We start from the raw sequence: 20,641 nt of genomic DNA on the forward strand, positions 1-20,641 counted from the left end.
CACGCTTGGGATCGCCGCTTTTCGACAACGGCGCGAGCGACGAGTCCGGCCTCCGGTCAGGGGATCAGACCCGCGCGAATCGGATCCGGCCGGCGCGGAGGCGTCAGCGGATGTGTCGCCACGCTTGGGATCGCCGCTTTTCGACAACGGCGCGAGCGACGAGTCCGGCCTCCGGTCAGAGGATCAGACCCGCGCGAATCGGATCCGGCCGGCGCGCAGGCGTCAGCCGACGTGTCGCCACGCTTGGGATCGCCGCTTTTCGACAACGGCGCGAGCGACGAGTCCGGGCCTCCGGTCAGCGGATCAGACCCACGCGAATCGGATCCGGCCGCCGGCGAAACGTCAGCGGATCCGTCGCCCGGTTTCGGTTCGCCACTGAACGGCAACGCCGGTGACGGGCCGGCCGCGGCCGAGTCGGCAAGGCCGGAGTCGCTGCGCGAGGATTCGCCGTTGGCCGGCGACACCGGAGGCGACCCGTCGGAAGCCGCACAAAAAGACGGTGAGGAGTCCGGGCCGTCGGACGACGAGAACTTCGGAGGTGGCACCGGCAGGACCCGATCTACTCAAGGGTCCACACAACGAAGACGGCAGCCACGCGAAAGAGACGAGGGGGTGTCGTCTCCCGTAGACCGCGACGGGAGGGACGAGGGTGGTGCGAAAACCACCGCCGGTGTCGGGCTCGCCCGCGGTCTGCGAAGAACACAGACCGCGGGCCTACCGTTGCGGGTCAGCGCCGGATTTCGACCGGCTTCCGCGGCGGGGGTTCCTACAAGAACGTCAGCTGACGTTGCGCACGTTCGACGAGACGAGCGCGGCCAGCCGGTCGCCGATCGCCTGGGTGGTGCCGGGCGACGCCTGGTCGCGCGTCGCCAGGTCGAAGGCCACGGACGCCTCGATGCGGCGCGCGGCCTCCTTGTGGCCCAGGTGGTCGAGCAGCAGCGACACCGAGAGCACGGCGGCCGTCGGGTCGGCGAGACCCTGGCCGGCGATGTCGGGGGCGCTGCCGTGGACCGGCTCGAACATGCTCGGGTTGCGGCGCGTGATGTCGAGGTTGCCGCTGGCCGCGAGGCCGATGCCACCGGTGACGGCGGCCGCCAGGTCGGTGATGATGTCGCCGAAGAGGTTGTCGGTGACGATCACGTCGAAGCGCGACGGGTCCGTGACCAGGTGGATCGTGGCGGCGTCGACGTGGGAGTACGCGACCGTGACGTTGGGGTGCTCCAGCGAGACCTCCTCGACGATCCGCGACCACAGCGACCCGGCGTACTCGAGCACGTTGGTCTTGTGCACGAGCGTGAGGTGCTTGCGCGGCCGCTCTTCGGCGCGGTTGAACGCGTCGGCGACGACGCGGCGGACGCCGAACGCCGTGTTGACGCTGACCTCCGTGGCGACCTCGTGCTCGGTGTCCTTGCGCAGCAGGCCACCGTTATTGGTGTACGGGCCTTCGGTGCCTTCACGCACCACGACCATGTCGACCTCGCCGGCATCGGCCAGCGGGCCGCGCACGCCCGGGTACAGGCGCGCCGGGCGCAGGTTCACGTGGTGGTCGAGCTCGAAGCGCAGGCGCAGCAGCAGCCCGCGCTCGAGGATGCCGCTGGGCACCGTCGGGTCGCCGACCGCGCCGAGCAGGATCGCGTCGTGCTGACGCAGCTCGCCGAGCACCGACTCGGGGAGCAACTCCCCGGTCGAGTGCCACCTCGCGGCACCGAGGTCGTAGTTCGTGATCTCCGCCGTCGGTGCTACTTCACCGAGCACCTTGAGCGCCTCGGAGACCACCTCGGGCCCGATCCCGTCACCTGGGATCACCGCGAGCCGCATCCACACACCTCCGTAGACCAGGCCACCGAACGCACCGATGGCCCATCCGCAAGAAAACGCCAGCAGCGGAAGGTTACCGGCCGTAGACAAGACGCCGTAGCCGCACCACCCTTATGCCGCATCCTCCCGCAGGGTGAGACACCTGAACGGGTGAAAGGCAAAGGGGCCTCCCGGGTCACAACGACCCGGAAAGCCCCTATCGCCGCTATTCGGGGAACGTGACCAGCGAGACAGGCCTTCCCCGATCGGAGGACCCCGTCACCCTGTCTGGCCGGGTGACGGGCCTTATCTCACGGCCGCGTCACCGCCGACTCGATCCGCACGACACCCGCGCGCGAGCCGGCCGCGTTGTGGTGCTCGATCGCCAGCAGGCCCTTCGGCTTGTCACCGGCGACGGCAGCCGCGTTGCGGTTGACCACCAGCTGAGTGCCGGGCTTGGCGACGTAGCCGAGGGCCGCGTCACCGCCACCCTGCACCGAGAACGCCGGCGCCAGCGCGTCGAACGAGAGCGGCGTGCCGACGAAGTCGATCAGCCCGTCGGTGCTGCCCGGCGCGACGTAGTACCCCGCCGTGCCGACGGTGTAGCTGATCCGGTGCGACGCCTCGTTCGGGTCGATGCCCAGCGCGGCGATGCTGACCGGCAGCACGATCACGTTGGTGTCGAACACGTTGGTGTCCACGTCGCCGAGCTGACCGTTGACGGCCTGCACGTCCACCGTCGGGTTGCCCGCCTGCGTCAACGACACCGTGGCGGCCAGGAGCACGTCGGTGCCCGTCGCCTTCGTCACGAAGGTCTCGAAGTCCGGCTGGCCGTCGCCGGTCGTGTCGAAGTCGACGAACGGGATCGTGTTGCTGCCCAGGTTCGCGAAGTCGCCCCAGGTGGTGAGGCCGAACGCGAGCATGGCGTTCTCCGGTTCGCCCTGTGCCTTGGCGAGCGGGGCCGTCGACGCCGCGCCGATGTAGCGCAGGTCGCCGCCCTTCGCGGTGCCGTTGAGCGTGCAGTCGGACGAGACGCCCGCATCACACTCCGGCAGCTGCGCCGATTCGGCCTGCAGCTCCAGCACGCTGACCAGCGAGCGGTAGCGCTGCGCGCCGGTGCCCTGGTCGATGCCCTTGCCGCCGAGGTTCAGCACGGCCTGGTTCTGGCTCCCGCCGAAGCGCACGCCGGCCGGCGTCGTGATGGCCGAGACCGGTTTCGGCGCCGAGTACACGGCCACCCGCAGCGGCACCGTGGCGCCGTTCTTCGGGCTGAACGCGACGCGGCCCGAGGCGTCGGCGACGAACTGGCGGGCGAGCCCGGCCTGCGCGGGCTCCATGGTCGGGTCCATGACCTTGCGCAGCGCCTTCGGGTCGGTGATCTTCAGCGTCACCTTCACCGTCGCGATCCCGCGCGGGTTGAGCTTCACCGAGCTCTTGTCCACTGTGTACTGCACGCCGGGCAGCGAGTTCACGGCCTCGTACGCCACCGAGTACTCGACCGGCGTGGTGCCCTTGTTGACGACCTTGATCGTCTTCGAGAGCGTGACCGGTCCCGCCGCCTCGACGGTGCCGAAGGTGAGGCTAACGGCACCCGGGTCGTCCTGCACGTAGGCCAGGACCTGGTTGTCCAGCGCGGCCTTGGCGTCGATGCGGCCGGTGCCCACGCGCTGCGGCGCGTAGGTGTGGCCCGCGCCGTCGGTGATGTCGTGCACGGCCGAGCCCACGACGTCGGCCTTGACCTCCTCGACGTTCCAGTCGGGGTGCGTCTGGCGGACCAGCGCGGTGATGCCCGCGGTGTGCGGGGTGGCCATCGACGTGCCCGAGATGGAGAGCCGGCCGTTGCCGCTGCCTCGGAACGCCGACGTGATCGTGTCACCGGGCGCCGTGACGTCCGGCTTCACCGACGGCCCACGGCCACCACGCGAGGTGAACGAGCTCGGGGTGTCCACGATGGTCTTGTCCGTGGTCTGCAGGCTCGCCCGGCCGGCGCCGAAGAAGCGCACCGTCAGCGTGCCGGCGGTCAGGCCCGGACGCACGGCCGTGGTGGCGTTGCCGGTGAGCTGGAACATCGGCACGCCCGCGTTGCCCGCGATGCCGGCGGCGGGGTGTTCCAAAGTGGACGACAGCAGCACGCCCTTGGCCCCCGCGGCCTGCGCGTTGTTGGCGCGCGCCGCGGAACCACAGGCGCGTGTGGCGTCGTTGTCGTCCCACTCCAGCCACGCGATCTTGCCCGCGACCTTGGCCTTGTCCTCCGCGGAGAAGGCGTTGCAGCCCGCGTTGTTGGCGGCCGAGATCGGCACGACGGGCGCGGTGAGGTCGAGCGTGTCGTAGCCGGTGTAGTCCTGGCTGTACTGGCCCGGCTGCTGGCCCTTGATCGGAGCGGTGACCTCGAGGGCGTCCTTCAGCTCGCCGGCGTCGCGGCTGCTGGCGACGGTGAGCGCCTCGGGCGTGTTGCCCGGCGAGCCCGCGACGTCGTTGAGGTCGCCGCCGTTGCCCGCCGCGAGGACCGGCAGGACGCCGTTCTGGGCGAGCTTGCGCACGAACAGCGAGTCGGGGTCGTCCGGCGCGCCGAAGTCGCTGCCCAGCGACAGGTTGACGATGTCGAGGTGGTCGGTGAAGTCACCGTCGCCGTCGGGGTCGAGCGCCCAGTCGAGCGCCTGCGACGTGACGTTCGTCGAACCGGTGCAGCCGAACACCTTGAGCGCGTAGAGCAACGCCTTGGGCGCGGTGCCCGGGCCGATGCGCATGGCGTCGAGCTGCTTCTTGTTCAGCTTCTTGTAGTTGCCGGTGAACGTGGTGCCGTCGGCGTTCACACCGAATCCCGCGATGGTGCCGGCCACGTGCGTGCCGTGCTCGCCGCACGCGATGGGGTTGGGGTCCGGCTTCGGCGTGGGCGAGCCGGTCTTGCCCTCGGCGTCGTAGTCGTCGCCGACGAGGTCCGTGCCACCCACGACCTTGGCGCTCGGGAACAGCGGTGACGGCTTGGTCCGGTCCACCGCCTGGTAGGCCGCCGGCGTGCCGGGGCCGCCGAAGTCGGCGTGGGTGTAGTCGATGCCGTCGTCGATCACGCCGACGCGGATGCCGTCACCGAACTTGCCGGTCTGCTGCCAGCTGGCCAGCGTGTTCGTGAGCTGCTCGGCGCTGGCGTTGTTCTTGGTCTTCGGCACGACCGTGCGCACCGAAACGACGTCGGGACGCTTCGCGAGCTCACGGATCTTCGCCGCGTCGGCGGTCACCACGGCGCCCGCGACGGCGTTCGACGTCTGCGTGACGAGTTGCGTGCCCGCGTCGGCCTTCTTGAGCTGACCGACGACGGAGTTCACCGCGGCGGCGACGTCCGCCTTCGCGGCGCGCGCGGCCTGCTTGGCCTTCTCCTTGCCGGCGCCCTTGCCCTGCTCTGCATTGAACGCGTCGACAGCCGGCTTCTTCGCCAGCTCCACGAACGCGGTGATCTTGCCCCGCGCGGCGTCGAGCCGCGGCGAGATCTTGCCCTGCAACCCCGCGGCGGCGACCTTGGCCGGCGCGACCGGGTCGGCGAGCGGCGCACCCTGCGCCGACGCGCCCGACGCGGCGGAGACGGCTGCGGCCAGGACCACCGCGGACACGGCCGCCGTCGAACGCGCAGCCCACCCGGGCAACCGGGATCTGCTCATGAGTACCCAACCCCTTTACTCGAGGCCTGGATCGCGAACCTGCCTGGTGCTCCCCGATCACCACCCCCGACAGGTGAGCACCGGCGCCGCACCGTGCTCTCACGGCGCGTGGTTCTGCCTCGCGGCACAGAACCTAGCTGCCCGATACACCTACTTTCGTGGCGAAAATGCTCCGTTATGCGAATGTTGCCCGTCTGGGTGGACTCCACGCAGAAAGCCCCTTCCCCCGCCACTCGGACGGGGAAAGGGGCTTTCGGAAAAACGGGCGGAGCTAGTTGAAGTCCACCGCGCGGATCGTGTGCGCACCCACGGTGGCGCCGATCGGCTCGAGGACGTTGCTGTCCACGTGGCGGTCGACGCGCAGCAGCATCACGGCGTCGGAGCCGTCGGTGGTCTGGCTGATCTGCGCGGCTTCGATGTTGATGCCGGCCTCGCCGAGCAGCGTGCCGACGCGGCCCATCACGCCCGGGCGGTCCGGGTAGTCCAGCAGCAGCACGTTGCCCTCGGCGCGCAGGTCGAAATGGCGGCCGTTGACCTCGACGATCTTCTCGACCTCGTCCTTGCCGGTCACCGAACCGGAGACCGTGAGCACGGCGCCGTCCGCGTGCACCGCACGCACGGTGACGAGGCTGCGGAACTTCGGGCTTTCGGTCTCGGTGACGAGATCCACCTGCACGCCCAGCTCCTCGGCGAGCCGCGGCGCGTTGACGAAGGTGACCTGGTCGTCGACGACGGCGGCGAACACCCCGCGCAGCGCCGCGAGCTGCAGCACCGACGTGTCCTCGCTGGACAGCTCGCCCTTGACCTCGACGGTCACCGACGTCGGCGCCTTCGGGCTCAGCGCCGTGAGTACCGTGCCCAGCTTCTGCGTGAGCGACAGGTACGGCCGCACGTGCTCGCCGACGGCGCCGCCGCCCGAGACGTTCACCGCGTCCGGCACGAAGTCGCCGCGCAGCGCCAGCAGCACGGAACGGGCGACGTCGGTGCCCGCGCGGTCCTGCGCCTCCGAGGTGGACGCGCCCAGGTGCGGGGTGACGACCACGTTGGGCAGCTCGAACAGCGGGCTGGCGGTGGTGGGCTCGGTGACGAACACGTCGATGCCCGCGCCGCCGACGTGGCCGCTGCGGATCGAGTCGGCCAGCGCCTCTTCGACGATCAGGCCACCGCGCGCGGCGTTGACGATGATCACGCCCGGCTTGGTCTTCTTGAGCGCCTCGGCGTCGATAAGGCCCTTGGTCTCCGGCGTCTTCGGCAGGTGGATGGAGATCGCGTCGGCCCGCTCCAGCAGCTCGTCGAGCGGCACGAGCTCGATGCCGAGCTGCGCGGCGCGGGCGGCCGAGACGTAGGGGTCGTACGCGATCAGCTTCGTGCCGAACGCCGCGAGGCGCTGGCTGAACAGCTGGCCGATCTTGCCGAGGCCGACGACACCGATGGTCTTGCCGTTGAGCTCGACGCCCGAGAACGAGCTGCGCTTCCACTCGCCACCGCGCAGGCTCTGGTCGGCGGCCGGCACGCGACGGGCGACGGCCAGCAGCAGCGCCACGGCGTGCTCGGCGGCGGACACGATGTTCGACGTCGGGGCGTTGACCACCAGCACGCCGCGCTCGGTGGCGGCGGGCACCTCGACGTTGTCCAGCCCGACACCGGCGCGGGCCACGACCTTGAGCTGCGTGGTCGCGCCGAGCACCTCGGCGTCGACCTTCGTGGCGGATCGCACCAGGAGCGCGTCGGCGCTCTTCACCGCCTCGAGCAGCGCGGGACGGTCCGTGCCGTCCACATGCCGGACCTCTACCTCGTCACCGAACACACTCAGCACGGAAGGCGCGAGCTTCTCCGCGATGAGGACGACGGGTTTGCTGGGCTTGGTCACGATGCGGCTCCCACTATCTGGTCACGAAATCGAGGACGCTCTCCTACGGCGCACGCCGTTGTGCCCGGATGTGCGGGAGTTTAGCCCGGTTGGGGGTCCCGGTGCTGCCCGCGTTGTTAACTCGCTCGTAATCCGGCGAAAACTCGGTCGCGGGGCCGGTCAGGGTGGTCGGCGGTCGGGGTGGGTCGCGGGGGCGGGGATTGGGTTTGCGGCAAGGAAAACGGTGCTGGGGTGATGGCGGCCGGGGTGCGGCGGGCGGGGCGTTTTGTGCGTTCCACTTGGTGGGATGAGGTGGCGTGGTGAGGTTGGGGCGATTGGGGTGAAAGGGATTTAACGTCGTGGTGCTCGGGTGGGTGATGGGGACGTCCATTCGTTCGGGGGTCTGTGGTGCGGGCAGGGCTGGGGTGACGGGGACGTTCATCCCTTCCGCGGCGCGATCCCGGCCGACTGCGGATCAAGGGGACCTTCACCCGCGGTTCGGCACGCACAGTGACCCAGTCGTGGATGAAGGGGACCTTCATCCCTTCGCGCGCACGGCGATCCGGCGCACCAGTGCGTGAAGGTCCCCTTCACGCATTCTCGGCCGGATGACGGGGACCTTCACGCCGAGCCGAACACCCACCGCAGTCGAGGGCGGGATGAACGGACCCTTCATCGCTTCAACGGCCCACCGCTGCCCCAGCAATGGGTGAAGGGTCTCTTCACCCGCTCGCCGTCACCCATCGGTAGTCGCCGACGCGCGAAGGGGACCTTCATCCCGCCAGCGGCGCGATCTAGGACCGACTGCGCGCGAAGGGGACCTTCACCCGCAGTTCTGCACCCACAGTGACCCAGCCATGCATGAAGGGGACCTTCATCCCTTCCCGCCCCTGGCCCGAAGACGACGGCCGGCGTTGCCGTTGAGGGGCGAAACCGGGGCGAGCGGGCGGTACAGTGGCGAGGCGCGGTGAGGGCTGCGTCCCGTCCGCGGAAAGGGCTGAGCCCACCCCCGAAGTGAAGTGCGGTGCGTGCGCCTTCTTCCCTGCCCGGTGCCGGCGGACCACGGGCGAACCGAGGGAAGGAAGGACTCCCCATGGCCGCGTTGCCCGCAAAACCCGATCTCGCCCAGCTGCGCAAGCGCGCGAAAGAGCTGGCGCGGGCGGAGTCGATCAAGCTGTCCGAGGCGCAGTTCCGCGTCGCGCGCGGGCACGGGTTTCCGAGTTGGCCGAAGTTGCAGGCGTACGTCCGGCGAGTCGCCGAGGGCGGGCCGAATCTGCAGCACGCCTACCACGCCGACACCGAGTACTACAGCGAGCGCGCCCTCGGACTGCTCGCGTCCGCCGAGGACGGGACCTCCGGAGCGCGCGAGGCGTTCGAGCGCCACGACCAGCCGTTGACGCGCGAGGGCGCGCGGACGGTCGTCGCCAAGGAGCACGGGTTCGGGTCGTGGCGCGGGTTGCGCCAGCACGTCGCGGCGTTGTCGGACAGTGGCGAGCCGTTCGCGCGGGCGTTTCGCCTCCTGGAGGCGAGAGACGTCGACGGGCTGGCGGCGGCGGTCGACGAGTTCCCCGAGCTCGTCCACGCGCGCGGCACCAACGGCAACGACCTCCTCGGCATGGCCGGCGCCACCTGCGACGAACGGCTCACGCGCGTCCTCCTCGAACGCGGCGCCGATCCCGTGCGGGGCAACGCCCACGGCTGGACCCCGCTGCACCAGGCCGCGTACAGCGATCTGCCCCTGCTCGCCGATCTGCTCCTCGACGCCGGCGCACCACCGGATGTGTCGGCGCGCGGCGACGGCGGGACGCCTCTCGTCGTCGCGTTGTTCTGGGGAAACCGGACTGTGGCCGAAAAACTGGCGACGCGCGACCGGTCCCCTCGCAATCTCCGCGTCGCAGCGGGTATCGGGGACGCCGAGCTGATGGACGAGCTCGTCCGTCCGAACGGGACACTCGCGCCGGCGGCGGGTGCGCACCGTGAGTTCTACCGGCCCCACAGTGGTTTTCCGTTGTGGCGCCCCAGCGACGATCCCCGGGAGATCCGCGACGAAGCCCTCAGCTGGGCAGCGCGCAACGATCGCACCGACGCCCTGCACACCCTCGCCGAGCGCGGCGCGGACCTCGATGCCGACGTCTACCGCGGCACCGCCCTCACCTGGGCCGCCGCGCAGGGCAAAATCGCCGCCGTACGGACGTTGCTGGAGCTGGGCGCAGACGTCAACCGTGTCGGGACGTTCGGCGGCCCGAAGCACGGCGTCGGGATCACCGCCCTGCACCTCGCCGCGCAGAACAACCGGCTCGACGTCATCGAGGCCCTCGTCCGGGCCGGCGCCGACCTCGACGCGCGCGACGGCCTCTGGAACTCCACACCCGAAGGCTGGGCCGACGCGTGCGACAGCCCCGCCGCGCGCGACCTGCTGGCGAAAGCCCGGTAGACAAGCGGAGTTCGCAGTCCGTATCGTCGACCGAGCGAGACGGACTACGGACTCCGTTTCATCCACTGGGAGGACAACCATGACCACACCCCGAGAAGTCTTCGAGCGGCTTTCCGAGGGCATCACCGCGGGCCGGTTCGACGAGCTTTCCCAGCTCTACGCGGAGGACACCGTCGTCGAGCACCCCACCGCGATCCCCGTCCCCGGCCGAATCGAGGGGCGAAAAGCGGTGCACGAGCGGTTTGTGGGCGGCCTGGGGGCGACGCTGCGGCTGTCGACGAGCGACGTCGTCGTCCACGAGACGACGGACCCGAGGTGATCGTCGCCGAGTTCCGGTACACGGTGGAATCGTCGCTCAGCGGCGAAAAGACCGAAACCGAGAACATCCAGATCCTGCGGGTGCGCGGCGGGCTGATCGTCCACACCCGTGACTACCACGACTACCTGCGGATGGCGGCCGTCCAAGGCGCGGCGGCCGGGCTCGCCGAGGCGCACGCCCAGGTCCCGCCCCACGAACCCGGCCCTGTCCAGCCGCGGCCGGCACAGCTCGCCGACCGCAAGAGTCCGCTGGGTGTGTTCCAACGGCTCTGCTACGGCGTTTCCGACCAGCGCTGGTCGGAGCTGCCCGACCTCTACGCCGAGCAGACCGACGTCCGCCACCCCTTCCTGCCGGGCTCACCCGTGCTGAAATCCCGCGAAGACCTGCGCACGCACTTCGCGCTGGCCGGCGAGATCGGCGTCCGCATGCAGGCCACCGACCTCGTCACCTACCAGAGCACCGACCCCGAGGTGCTGATCGGCGAATTCGCCTACGAGGGGCAACTCGCCGGAATCACGCCGTTCCGCGTCAACAACATCTTCGCGCTGCGCGTGCGCGACGGGGAGATCGTCGCGTCGCGCGATTACGGCGACCACCCGGCGCTCGCGGCCGCGGCCGGCCGGCTCCAAGAGCTGGTCGACCGCGTAATCGCCTAGGCCTCGAGGTCCTCGGGCAAGTCGAACTCGCCGTCACGGACGCCCTTCACGAACGCGTCCCACTCCGACGGCGTGAACACGAGCACCACGCCGTCCGGTTTGGACGACTGGCGCATCGCGACATACGTGACGCCGTCGGTGTGCGGCACGAAGGCGTACTCCACGCAGTCCTCGAGCGTGACGCCTTCGGGCTCGGCCCTGATCCAAGGGGCGTCGGTGAGGTCCAGCTCGTGCCGGATGTGCGCCTTGTCGTCGACGGGCTGATCACTCATGGCACCAGCGTATCGACCCACCGCGACAGGTCTTGCCACTGAACGGCGAAACCACCGAAAAGGCCCCCTCACCAGCGGGTGAGGGGGCCTTTCGAACGATCAAGCCATCACAAGACGATCAGGCGGTCTCGGTGATCGGCCGGTCCACCCACGACATGAGGGCACGCAGCTTCTTGCCGGTCTCCTCGATCGGGTGCTGGTTGCCCTGCTCCTCGAGCTTGATGAAGTTCGGGCGCCCGGCCTCGTCCTCGGCGACCCATTCGCGCGCGAAGGTGCCGTCCTGGATCTCGCCCAGGATCTTCTGCATCTCCTGCTTCACCGCAGGCGAGATCACGCGCGGGCCGCGGGTGAGGTCGCCGTACTCGGCCGTGTCGGAGATCGAGTAACGCTGACGGGCGATGCCGCCCTCGTACATGAGGTCGACGATCAGCTTGAGCTCGTGCAGCACCTCGAAGTAGGCGATCTCCGGGGCGTAACCGGCCTCGGTCAGCACCTCGAAGCCCGTCTGCACCAGCGCCGACGCGCCACCGCAGAGCACGGCCTGCTCGCCGAAGAGGTCGGTCTCGGTCTCCTCGGTGAACGTCGTCTTGATGACGCCCGCGCGCGCACCGCCGATGGCGGCCGCGTACGACAGGGCCAGCGCCTGGGCGCCACCGGTCGCGTCCTGCTCCACCGCGATCAGGCAGGGCACGCCCTTGCCGTCCACGAACTGGCGGCGCACGAGGTGACCCGGGCCCTTCGGGGCGACCATGGCGACGTCGACGTTGCCCGGCGGCTTGATCAGGTCATAGCGGATGTTGAAGCCGTGGCCGAAGAAGATCGCGTCGCCGTCCTTGAGGTTCGGCGCGATGTCCTCGGAGTAGATGAAGCGCTGCTTCGTGTCCGGCGCGAGGATCATGATCAGGTCGGCCTCGGCCGCCGCCTCGGCGACGTTCAGCACGCGCAGACCCTGCTCCTCGGCCTTCGCCCGCGACTTCGACCCCTCCGGCAGGCCGATGCGGACGTCGACACCGGAGTCACGCAGGCTCAGCGAGTGGGCGTGGCCCTGGCTGCCGTAGCCGATCACGGCGACCTTGCGACCCTGGATGATCGAAAGGTCCGCGTCGTCGTCGTAGAAGATTTCCACTGCCATGGGGGTACTGCTTCCTTTCGGGTTACTGCTGAAGAATCGACTTCTCAAGAATCAGCGGGGCGAGGTGGCGGTGATCGAGCGGGCCCCGCGACCCACCGCGACCATGCCGGACTGCACGAGCTCACGGATGCCGTACGGCTCGAGCATGCGCAAAAGTGCGCCGATCTTGTCCGATGTCCCGGTCGCCTCGACGGTGAGCGCCTCCGGGGACACGTCCACCACCTTGGCACGGAAGAGCTGGACGGTCTCGAGGACCTGGCTGCGCACGGTCGCGTCGGCCCGGACCTTCACGAGCAGCAGTTCACGCTGCACCGCGCTGGACTGTTCCAGCTCAACGATCTTGATCACGTTGACCAGCTTGTTGAGCTGTTTGGTCACCTGTTCGAGCGGTAGCTCTTCAACGGCGACCACGATCGTCATGCGGGACACCTCGGGGTTTTCCGTAGGGCCCACGGCGAGGGACTCGATGTTGAAACCGCGGCGGGAGAACAGGCCGGACACCCGGGCGAGCACGCCGGGCTTGTTCTCGACCAGCACGCTCAACGTGTGGACGGTCATCGGTTTTCTCCTTCCGCGGCAGCTTCGGCGGCTTCGAGGGTCTCGGCGGCTTCCTGCGAAACCTCGTCGTCGTCGAACAGCGGCCGGATGCCGCGGACGGCCATGATCTCGTCGTTGCCGGTGCCCGCGGCCACCATCGGCCACACCTGGGCATCCTTCCCCACGACGAAATCGATCACGACGGGGCGGTCGTTGATCTCCATGGCGCGGCGGATCGTCGCGTCGACGTCCTCCTTGGTCTCACAGCGCAGCCCGGCGCAGCCGAGGGCCTCGGCCAGCAGCGTGAAGTCGGGGATGCGGTGCTTGTGGGTACCGAGATCGCTGTTGGAGTACCGCTCCGAGTAGAAAAGGTTCTGCCACTGCCGGATCATGCCGAGGTTGCCGTTGTTGATCACGGCGACCTTGATCGGTGCGCCCTCGATGGCGCACGTGGCGAGCTCCTGGTTGGTCATCTGGAAGCAGCCGTCGCCGTCGATCGCCCACACCTGCGTGTCGGGCAGGCCGAACTGCGCGCCCATGGCCGCCGGGACGGCGAAGCCCATGGTGCCGAGGCCGCCGGAGTTGATCCACGTACGCGGCTTCTCGTACTTCACGAACTGCGCGGCCCACATTTGGTGCTGGCCGACGCCGGCGGTGAAGACCGCGTCGGGACCGGCGAGCTCACCGATGCGCTCGATGACGTACTGCGGCGACAGCGAACCGTCGTCGGGCCACTCGTAGCCGGCCGGGTAGGTGTCGCGCCAGGAGTCGACTTGCGTCCACCAGTCGGTGAGGTCCGGCTTGTGCCCGTGCTCGAACTCGGCCTTCACGGCGGCGATCAGCTCGCCGATGATCTCGTTGCAGTCACCGACGATCGGCACGTCGGCCTTGCGGTTCTTGGAGATCTCGGCCGGGTCGATGTCGGCGTGGATCACCTTCGCGTCGGGCGCGAACGACGACGTCGCGCCGGTGACGCGGTCGTCGAAGCGAGCGCCGAGCGCGATCAGCAGGTCGGACCGCTGCATCGACGCGACCGCGGCGACGGTGCCGTGCATGCCGGGCATGCCGACGTGCTGGGGGTGCGAGTCGGGGAACGCGCCGCGCGCCATCAGCGTGGTGGCGACCGGGATGCCGGTCAGCTCGGCCAGCTCCAGCAGCTGCTGCGAGGCCTCGGCCTTGATCACGCCGCCGCCGACGTAGAGAACGGGCCGGCGAGCGTTCGCGATGAGCTTCGCGGCTTCGCGCACCTGCTTGCCGTGCGGGCGCAGCGTCGGGCGGTATCCCGGCAGGCGCATCTCGGGCGGCCAGGAGAACGAGGTCATCTCCTGCAGCACGTCCTTGGGGATGTCCACCAGCACCGGGCCGGGTCGGCCCGTGAGCGCCAGGTGGAACGCCTCGGCGATGGTCCGCGGGATCTCCGCCGGGTCGGTGACGAGGAAGTTGTGCTTGGTGATCGGCATCGTGATGCCGCAGATGTCGGCTTCCTGGAACGCGTCGGTGCCGATCAGCGCGCGCGACTGCTGCCCCGTGATGGCGACGACGGGCACGGAGTCCATGTTGGCGTCGGCCAGCGGGGTCACGAGGTTCGTGGCGCCCGGGCCCGAGGTCGCCATGCAGACGCCGACCTTGCCGGTCGCCTGGGCGTAGCCGGTGGCAGCGTGCCCGGCGCCCTGCTCGTGGCGGACGAGGACGTGGCGGACCTTCGTGGAGTCGAGCAGCGGGTCGTACGCCGGGAGGATGGTGCCCCCGGGAATGCCGAAGACGACTTCGGCGCCGACGGCCTCGAGCGAGCGGACGAGCGACTGCGCGCCCGTGACCCTTACCGGGGTTCCCGCCGGCGGCGCCGGCTTCGGACGTGCTCCGGGGACACCGGGCGCGGTCGGCCCGGGCTTCGCGTCGCTGCGCGACGTGGCACTGGTCATCGGTTCTGCCTCGTGGGTTCTCGGTGTCACTCGTTCGGGTTGTCTGGAGCCGTACAGCCGGTCGGAAACCGGTTCTACGCAACAAAAAACCCCCGCCGACCGTAAGGTCGCACGAGGGTCGCGCGTCGACGCAGCGGACTCTTCCTAAGCGTCGACGCGCTGAGGAAGTACGAGGCCGGTCTGCGTTGTCACGGCGCTGACGTTAGACCGGCGTCCGCGCGAGTGTCAACTCTGCGAGACGGCGGTTCCGCATGCTGGACCGCCAGTACTGCTCTTCGGGGGGACCCCGCGACCCGGGCGCAAGCACGCCGGAGACGCGGTGCACCATTCATTGGTGGCCGAAAAAGAGCAGGACCAGCGCGCGGACGAAGGCCGGAAGGCCGTGTTCAAGATCCCCAACACGGCGTACATGGCGATCGCGCTCCTGACCGTGTGTGTGACACCGATCGCACTCGGGGAGATCAACGGGCTGCAATGGCTGTACATCTTCCCGATCGCGCTGTTCGTCTTCGTCGTGCGCACGCGCACCGTCGCGACGCGCGAGGGCCTGGCGGTGCGGACGGTGTTCGGCAAGCGCGACCTCCCGTGGTCGGCATTGAAGGGACTCGCCATCACCGGCAGGGCTCGCGTGCGTGCCGTGCTGGGCGACGACACGCAGGTCACGTTGCCCACGGTGAGGACGCGCCACCTTCCGGTGCTCGCGCTCGTGAGCGAGGGGAAGATCAAGGACCCCTCGGGTGTGCTGAGTGACGAAGAGCTGAAGCCGGCCGCTGAAAAGGCCGCCGCGAAGCCGGCCGAGAAGGCTCCGGAGCAGGCCCCCGAGGCCACGTCCGCCGAGACCGGCGGTTCCCCGGCCGAGCCCAGTGAGTAGAATTGGTAGGACCAGTTTGCGGAGCGGTCTCGTGACTCCGCCTGGACCAGCCTTCTGACCTGGGAGAATGCCGTGCCGCACCTCCGTTCCCGGACCACCACCCACGGCCGCAACGCGGCGGGCGCGCGCTCGCTCTGGCGCGCGACCGGGATGACCGACAGCGACTTCGGCAAGCCGATCGTCGCCATCGCCAACTCCTACACCCAATTCGTGCCGGGCCACGTGCACCTCAAGGACCTCGGAGACATCGTCGCCGACGCCGTGAAGGAAGCCGGCGGCATCGCACGCGAATTCCACACCATCGCCGTCGACGACGGCATCGCGATGGGCCACTCGGGCATGCTCTATTCGCTGCCCTCACGCGAAATCATCGCGGACTCCGTGGAGTACATGGTCAACGCGCACCAAGCCGACGCCCTCGTCTGCATCTCCAACTGCGACAAAATCACCCCCGGCATGCTCAACGCCGCCATGCGCCTCAACATCCCCACCGTGTTCGTCTCCGGCGGGCCGATGGAAGCCGGCAAGGCCGTCGTCGTCGGCGGCGTCGCGCAGGCACCCACCGACCTGATCACCGCGATCGCCGCGTCGGCGAGCAGCGAGGTCGACGAGGACGGGCTGTCGATCGTCGAGCGTTCGGCGTGCCCGACCTGCGGTTCCTGCTCCGGCATGTTCACCGCGAACTCCATGAACTGCCTCACCGAGGCGCTGGGCCTGTCGCTGCCGGGCAACGGCTCCACGCTGGCCACGCACGCTGCGCGCCGCGAGCTGTTCTCCGGCGCCGGGCGCACGGTCATCGACCTGTGCAAGCGCTGGTACGGCGAGGACGACGCGTCAGCGCTGCCGCGCTCGATCGCCACCCGCGCGGCCTTCGAGAACGCGATGGCCCTCGACATGGCCATGGGCGGCTCGACCAACACCGTGCTGCACATCCTCGCCGCCGCGCAGGAAGGCGAAGTCGACTTCACGATCAGCGACATCGACGACATCGGCCGCCGCGTGCCGTGTCTGTCGAAGGTGGCCCCGAACTCCGACTACCACATGGAAGACGTCCACCGCGCCGGCGGAATCCCCGCCATCCTGGGCGAGCTCTACCGCGGTGGCCTGCTGAACACCGGCGTCCACTCGGTCCATTCCCCCGACATCGACTCCTGGCTGAACGAGTGGGACATCCGCGCGGCGTCGCCGTCGGAGAAGGCGCTGGAGCTCTTCCACGCGGCGCCGGGCGGCGTGCGCACCACCAAGGCATTCTCGACGGAGAACCGCTGGTCGTCGCTCGACACCGACGCCGCCGGCGGCTGCATTCGTGACGTCGAGCACGCGTACACGAAGGACGGCGGCCTCGCGATCCTGCGCGGCAACCTCGCCGAGAACGGCGCCGTGATCAAAGCCGCCGGCATCGACGAGGACCTGTGGCACTTCGAGGGCCCGGCGCGGGTGCTCGAGAGCCAGGAAGAGGCCGTGTCGGCGATCCTCAACAAGGAGATCCAGCCGGGTGACGTGCTCGTCATCCGCTACGAGGGTCCTGCCGGCGGGCCGGGCATGCAGGAGATGCTGCACCCGACCGCGTTCCTCAAGGGCTCGGGCCTGGGCAAGAAGTGCGCGCTGATCACGGATGGGCGCTTCTCGGGCGGCTCGTCGGGCATCTCCGTCGGCCACATCTCGCCGGAGGCAGCGGCGGGCGGCCTGATCGGCCTGGTCGAGAACGGCGACCGCATCCTGCTGGACGTCCACGAACGCCGCCTCGAGCTGCTGGTCGACGCCGAGACCCTGGCGGAGCGCCGGTCGAAGATGGAGACGGCGGAGCGGCCGTGGCAGCCGAAGGAGCGTCAGCGCCCGATCACTGCGGCGCTGCGTGCGTACGCGCGGATGGCCACCTCCGCGGACACCGGCGCTGTGCGGGACCCGAACAAGTGAGCTTGACGGTTGAATGAGACGGGCCGTCCATCCCCCGAGGGGGTGGACGGCCCTTTTCGTTCGTTGCCGCTGATTGGCGACGGCGGTCTTCGTGCTGGTCAGCGGCCCGGCGAGAGCTCCGGATCACTCCGTCCGCCGGGCGGCGGAACTGCTTTCGCCACCCCGTGGCAAACCCCAGGTCAGCGTGTCAAAACGATGACCACCACCGAAGCCGCCGCGGCCAACAGCAGCGAGACGACACCCAGGGGCAACGGCCGCTTGCGCCACGGCGTGTTCCGCTCCAGCGAGATCCGGCCGGCGCCGGTGAAAATCAGGGCGAGGGCCACCACGCCGACGAGGAGTTCGAACTCCCAGCCGCGACCGTCGCCCTCGAAGAAGCCGCCGTGGAACTTCGCGAAGACGGCGCTGGCGGCGACGCCCAGGATCCCGGCGGCCGCGAGCGGTGTGAAGAGGCCCACGAGCAGCAGCGCGCTGCCGCCGACCTCGACGATGCCGGTGACCCACGAGAGAAGCGTGGTCTGCTTGTGGAAGCCGAATGTCTCGAGCAGGTGCGCGAACCCCGTGATGCCGGGTCCCCCGAACGCACCGAACAGGTGTTGCAGGCCGTGCGCCCCCACGATCGCGGCGAGCCCCAGGCGCAGGATCAACAGGCCGAGGCCCAGGCCGCCCTGGCGTACCTCGTCGTCGTTGTCGTTCGTCGTGTCCCCGACCCCTGACAGCAGGCCGCTCTGGTAGTCGTCCCCTTGACTGGTCACGCGCGAAGGGTAGGGGATCCCGACCCCGGCCGCGAGCGAGCGCGCCGAGGTCAGGGGCCCTTCGCCTCAGTATTCGCCGTGCACGATGTTGTCGGGCAGCTCGCCGCCCGCGTAACGCGCGATCTCGGCCGCGGCGACGGCGTACGAGCGTCGCCGCACACCGGCGACGGCCCCGCCGACGTGCGGTGTGAGCAGCAGACCCGGCGCGTGCCACAGCGGGTGGTCGGCCGGCAGCGGCTCGGGGTCCGTCACGTCGAGCGCCGCGCGCAGGCGGCCGGCGGTGAGCTCGGCGAGGAGCGCGTCGGTGCGCACGACCGGTCCCCTCGCGGCGTTGACGAGGACGGCGCCGTCGGGCATCGCCGCGAGGAACTCGGCGTCGACCATCCCCCGCGTGCGCGACGTGAGGGGGACCATCAGCACCACGATGTCGTGGTGCGGCAACAGCTCGGGCAGCTCGGCGACGCCGTGGACCCCGTCGCGCGCCGACATGCCGACCATCGTGCAGCGGACGTCGAACGGTTCGAGCCGGCGCCGCAGCTGCCGCCCGAGGTCTCCGGCGCCGACGATGAGTGCGTGCTGGCCCTGCAGCGTTTCGGCCGAGCGGCGTTCCCAGTGGCGTTCGCGGTGGGCGTCGGCGAAAACGTCCAGCTTCCGGTACATCGACAGCAAGACAGCGACGACCCATTCGGCCGTGCTGCCGCCGTGGGCGCCCCGGCAGGTGGAGAGCAGGACGCCGTCGGGGAGCTTGCCGACCCAATCCTCGGCGCCGGCCGAGAGCAGCTGCACGAGCTTCAGGTTCGGCAGCTCGCGCCACAGCTCGTCGCCTGCCGGGTGACGGCCGGGGATGAGAACATCGGCCTTCGCGGCTTCCGGCGGCACGGGGTCGCCCCACTGGTAGCGCACGGCCTGCACCATCGGGAGCTCCGAGAGCGCCTCGACGCCCTCGTCGTCGGGGACCAGCACAGTCAGCGTCATGATCGCCACGTTAGCCACTTACTCCGCGCTCACGCGGGGGCACCTAGGCTGGAGCATCATGCGTACCCGGTACCGGTGGTCGGCGCCGCTGGCCCTTCTCGCCTCTGGCGGACTCCTGCTGTCGGGCTGCGCGCGGTTCGACGACACCGCGGCCGGCCAGACGTTCAGCGCCGCCCCGGTGCCCAGCCCCGAGTCGCCGCCGCAGGTGCAGGACCCGAACGACCCGTCCGGCGACGGCCAAGGCGGCGTGGGCCAGGGCGGTCAGCAGCAGTCGCCCACGCCGATCCCGCCGCCGCAGGGGTGCAAGGACTTCGACAAGGCCGTGATCGCCACGTGCCTGGACACGGTCGCGGCCGTCGCCGGCCTCCCGGGCGACGGCTCGACTCCGGCGGCTCTCGCCGGTGAACGGAAATCGGGCCGCGTGGTTCTCGCCACAGCCGGCCACGACGCGACGCCGTTCGAGCAGCTTGACGTCGTCGCGACCGGTGACGGCGGCCTGACCTCGCTTGCGCTGTCGCCGAGCTACGTCGAGGACCAGCTGGTGTTCGCGTACATCACCACGGCGACCGACAACCGCGTCGTGCGCTTCGCGAAGGGCCAGCCGCCGAAGCCGGTGCTCACGGGCATCCCGAAGGGCACGACCGGCAACCGCGGCGCCCTCGTCGGCGACGGCCGCGGCGCCCTGCTCGTCGCGACGGGCGACGCGGGCAACCCCGCGTCTGCGGCCGACCCGAAGTCGCTGGCGGGCAAGGTGCTGCGCATCGACACATCGGGCAGCCCGGCCGCCGGCAACCCGACCGCGGGCTCCGCCGTGTACGCCTCGGGCCTCCACGCCCCGGGCGGCCTCTGCACCTCCCCCGACGGCAAGCGCGTATGGGCAACCGACCAAACCGCCGGCCCCGACGCGCTGTACCGCGTCCAGGCGGGCCAGGCCCTGTCGACGCCCGCGTGGACCTGGCCGGACAAGCCGGGCGTCCGAGGCTGTGCCGACTTCTCCGACCTGGACGGCCTCCTGAGCATCGCGTCGTCAGTCGGCCTGCAGAACTTGCCGGTCAACCCGGACGGCGCTGTGACCGGCAAACCCAGCGTCAGCCTCGACGGCAAGGGTAAGCCCCCCACGACGTATGGCCGCCTCGCCGCCATGAGCATGATCAGCCCCCAGCTGGCGGTCGCCGGCACCACCAACAAGGACGGCGGCAAACCCGTCTCGAGCGACGACCGCGTCGTCCTCATCACGCTCGTCCAAACCGAAGTCGGTCCGGGGAAGGACTGAGGTCCGGCTTCGGCCTGGCCTGGGGGGTTGTGGGTGTCGCCGTTGAGCGGCGACGGGTGGTTCCGGGTGGTCTTCGCTCCCGGCTCGTTGCCTCAGCTACCCGGCCCGAGCGCGTCGCCATCCGCCGACGAATGCCCGGACCCAGCCACCTCTCGATAGCGCGAAGCCTTTCGCCGTTCGGCGGCGATTGGTCGCCGCACCTCGGCGCCGCAGCGGTCGCCACTGGGCGGTGAATTGCGGTCGCCGTTCCGAGTCGAGTCGACTGTCGCCGTTCAGCGG

At 70.0% G+C, this 20,641-nt stretch carries 15 protein-coding genes and 1 riboswitch; of the genes, 6 read left to right on the plus strand and 9 right to left on the minus strand.

What is annotated here, in order from left to right; all coding sequences use genetic code 11:
* Positions 1-647 precede the first annotated feature (647 nt).
* A riboswitch (cobalamin riboswitch) is annotated at positions 648-805 on the minus strand.
* The 3 genes from AB0M56_RS37260 to serA all read right to left on the minus strand — a co-directional run bounded on the left by AB0M56_RS37260 (position 778) and on the right by serA (position 7,320).
* On the minus strand, positions 778-1,818 hold the full coding sequence (locus tag AB0M56_RS37260) for a 3-isopropylmalate dehydrogenase (protein WP_364185133.1): 1,041 nt from the start codon (positions 1,816-1,818) through the stop codon (positions 778-780). (Overlaps the previous riboswitch by 28 nt.)
* A gap of 290 nt (positions 1,819-2,108) precedes the next feature.
* Positions 2,109-5,450 (minus strand): S8 family serine peptidase, encoded by a 3,342-nt coding sequence (locus AB0M56_RS37265; protein ID WP_364185135.1) that lies wholly within the window; start codon positions 5,448-5,450, stop codon positions 2,109-2,111.
* Positions 5,451-5,721: 271 nt separating this feature from the next.
* A complete protein-coding gene (serA, locus tag AB0M56_RS37270) occupies positions 5,722-7,320 on the minus strand; it encodes a phosphoglycerate dehydrogenase (protein WP_364185137.1) in 1,599 nt (532 codons plus the stop codon).
* Positions 7,321-8,392: 1,072 nt separating this feature from the next.
* Here serA and AB0M56_RS37275 point away from each other — a divergent pair.
* The 3 genes from AB0M56_RS37275 (at position 8,393) to AB0M56_RS37285 (ending at position 10,708) form a co-directional block, all read left to right on the plus strand.
* Complete coding sequence (locus tag AB0M56_RS37275; protein WP_364185139.1) at positions 8,393-9,733, plus strand: ankyrin repeat domain-containing protein; 1,341 nt, start codon at positions 8,393-8,395, stop codon at positions 9,731-9,733.
* A 79-nt stretch (positions 9,734-9,812) separates the two neighbouring features.
* Complete coding sequence (locus AB0M56_RS37280) at positions 9,813-10,052, plus strand: nuclear transport factor 2 family protein (protein WP_364185141.1); 240 nt, start codon at positions 9,813-9,815, stop codon at positions 10,050-10,052.
* Positions 10,049-10,708, plus strand: coding sequence for a nuclear transport factor 2 family protein (locus AB0M56_RS37285; protein ID WP_364185143.1), 660 nt, complete (start codon positions 10,049-10,051; stop codon positions 10,706-10,708). Before AB0M56_RS37280 ends, AB0M56_RS37285 begins: the two co-directional genes overlap by 4 nt.
* Here the strand turns inward: AB0M56_RS37285 and AB0M56_RS37290 are convergent.
* The 4 genes from AB0M56_RS37290 to AB0M56_RS37305 form a co-directional block, all read right to left on the minus strand.
* Entirely contained in the window at positions 10,705-10,980 is a 276-nt protein-coding gene (locus tag AB0M56_RS37290) for a DUF397 domain-containing protein (protein ID WP_220237610.1), read from the minus strand. The two genes, AB0M56_RS37285 and AB0M56_RS37290, sit on opposite strands and share 4 nt — an antisense overlap.
* A gap of 118 nt (positions 10,981-11,098) precedes the next feature.
* Positions 11,099-12,112 (minus strand): ketol-acid reductoisomerase, encoded by a 1,014-nt coding sequence (gene ilvC, locus AB0M56_RS37295; protein WP_220237609.1) that lies wholly within the window; start codon positions 12,110-12,112, stop codon positions 11,099-11,101.
* Positions 12,113-12,163: 51 nt separating this feature from the next.
* A complete protein-coding gene (ilvN, locus tag AB0M56_RS37300) occupies positions 12,164-12,670 on the minus strand; it encodes an acetolactate synthase small subunit (protein WP_220237608.1) in 507 nt (168 codons plus the stop codon).
* Complete coding sequence (locus AB0M56_RS37305) at positions 12,667-14,571, minus strand: acetolactate synthase large subunit (RefSeq protein WP_364185146.1); 1,905 nt, start codon at positions 14,569-14,571, stop codon at positions 12,667-12,669. Before AB0M56_RS37305 ends, ilvN begins: the two co-directional genes overlap by 4 nt.
* A 334-nt stretch (positions 14,572-14,905) precedes the next feature.
* Here AB0M56_RS37305 and AB0M56_RS37310 point away from each other — a divergent pair, with 334 nt between their 5' ends.
* Both AB0M56_RS37310 and ilvD read left to right on the plus strand, forming a co-directional pair.
* Positions 14,906-15,442 carry a PH domain-containing protein gene (locus AB0M56_RS37310; RefSeq protein ID WP_364185148.1) on the plus strand — a complete coding sequence of 179 codons (537 nt, stop codon included), beginning with the start codon at positions 14,906-14,908 and terminating at the stop codon, positions 15,440-15,442.
* A 72-nt stretch (positions 15,443-15,514) separates the two neighbouring features.
* Positions 15,515-17,359, plus strand: coding sequence for a dihydroxy-acid dehydratase (ilvD, locus tag AB0M56_RS37315; protein ID WP_364185150.1), 1,845 nt, complete (start codon positions 15,515-15,517; stop codon positions 17,357-17,359).
* Positions 17,360-17,538: 179 nt separating this feature from the next.
* Here ilvD and AB0M56_RS37320 read toward each other — a convergent pair whose 3' ends face one another.
* Together AB0M56_RS37320 and AB0M56_RS37325 are read right to left on the minus strand one after the other, a co-directional pair.
* Positions 17,539-18,114, minus strand: coding sequence for a DoxX family protein (locus AB0M56_RS37320; RefSeq protein WP_364185152.1), 576 nt, complete (start codon positions 18,112-18,114; stop codon positions 17,539-17,541).
* A 66-nt stretch (positions 18,115-18,180) separates the two neighbouring features.
* Entirely contained in the window at positions 18,181-19,089 is a 909-nt protein-coding gene (locus AB0M56_RS37325; protein WP_364185154.1) for a 2-hydroxyacid dehydrogenase, read from the minus strand.
* A 58-nt stretch (positions 19,090-19,147) separates the two neighbouring features.
* Here AB0M56_RS37325 and AB0M56_RS37330 point away from each other — a divergent pair, with 58 nt between their 5' ends.
* Positions 19,148-20,362 (plus strand): PQQ-dependent sugar dehydrogenase, encoded by a 1,215-nt coding sequence (locus AB0M56_RS37330; protein ID WP_364185156.1) that lies wholly within the window; start codon positions 19,148-19,150, stop codon positions 20,360-20,362.
* Positions 20,363-20,641 lie beyond the last annotated feature (279 nt).

This window comes from Amycolatopsis sp. NPDC051372 (assembly GCF_040682095.1).
In the GTDB taxonomy this organism is placed as follows: domain Bacteria; phylum Actinomycetota; class Actinomycetes; order Mycobacteriales; family Pseudonocardiaceae; genus Amycolatopsis.

Coding starts and splice junctions, on each gene's coding strand:
- AB0M56_RS37305 (WP_364185146.1), bottom strand. CDS start 14,571: ATGACCAGTGCCACGTCGCGCAGCGACGCGAAGCCCGGGCCGACCGCG.
- ilvN (WP_220237608.1), bottom strand. CDS start 12,670: ATGACCGTCCACACGTTGAGCGTGCTGGTCGAGAACAAGCCCGGCGTG.
- AB0M56_RS37260 (WP_364185133.1), bottom strand. CDS start 1,818: ATGCGGCTCGCGGTGATCCCAGGTGACGGGATCGGGCCCGAGGTGGTC.
- AB0M56_RS37275 (WP_364185139.1), top strand. CDS start 8,393: ATGGCCGCGTTGCCCGCAAAACCCGATCTCGCCCAGCTGCGCAAGCGC.
- AB0M56_RS37280 (WP_364185141.1), top strand. CDS start 9,813: ATGACCACACCCCGAGAAGTCTTCGAGCGGCTTTCCGAGGGCATCACC.
- AB0M56_RS37330 (WP_364185156.1), top strand. CDS start 19,148: ATGCGTACCCGGTACCGGTGGTCGGCGCCGCTGGCCCTTCTCGCCTCT.
- AB0M56_RS37325 (WP_364185154.1), bottom strand. CDS start 19,089: ATGACGCTGACTGTGCTGGTCCCCGACGACGAGGGCGTCGAGGCGCTC.
- AB0M56_RS37265 (WP_364185135.1), bottom strand. CDS start 5,450: ATGAGCAGATCCCGGTTGCCCGGGTGGGCTGCGCGTTCGACGGCGGCC.
- AB0M56_RS37290 (WP_220237610.1), bottom strand. CDS start 10,980: ATGAGTGATCAGCCCGTCGACGACAAGGCGCACATCCGGCACGAGCTG.
- ilvC (WP_220237609.1), bottom strand. CDS start 12,112: ATGGCAGTGGAAATCTTCTACGACGACGACGCGGACCTTTCGATCATC.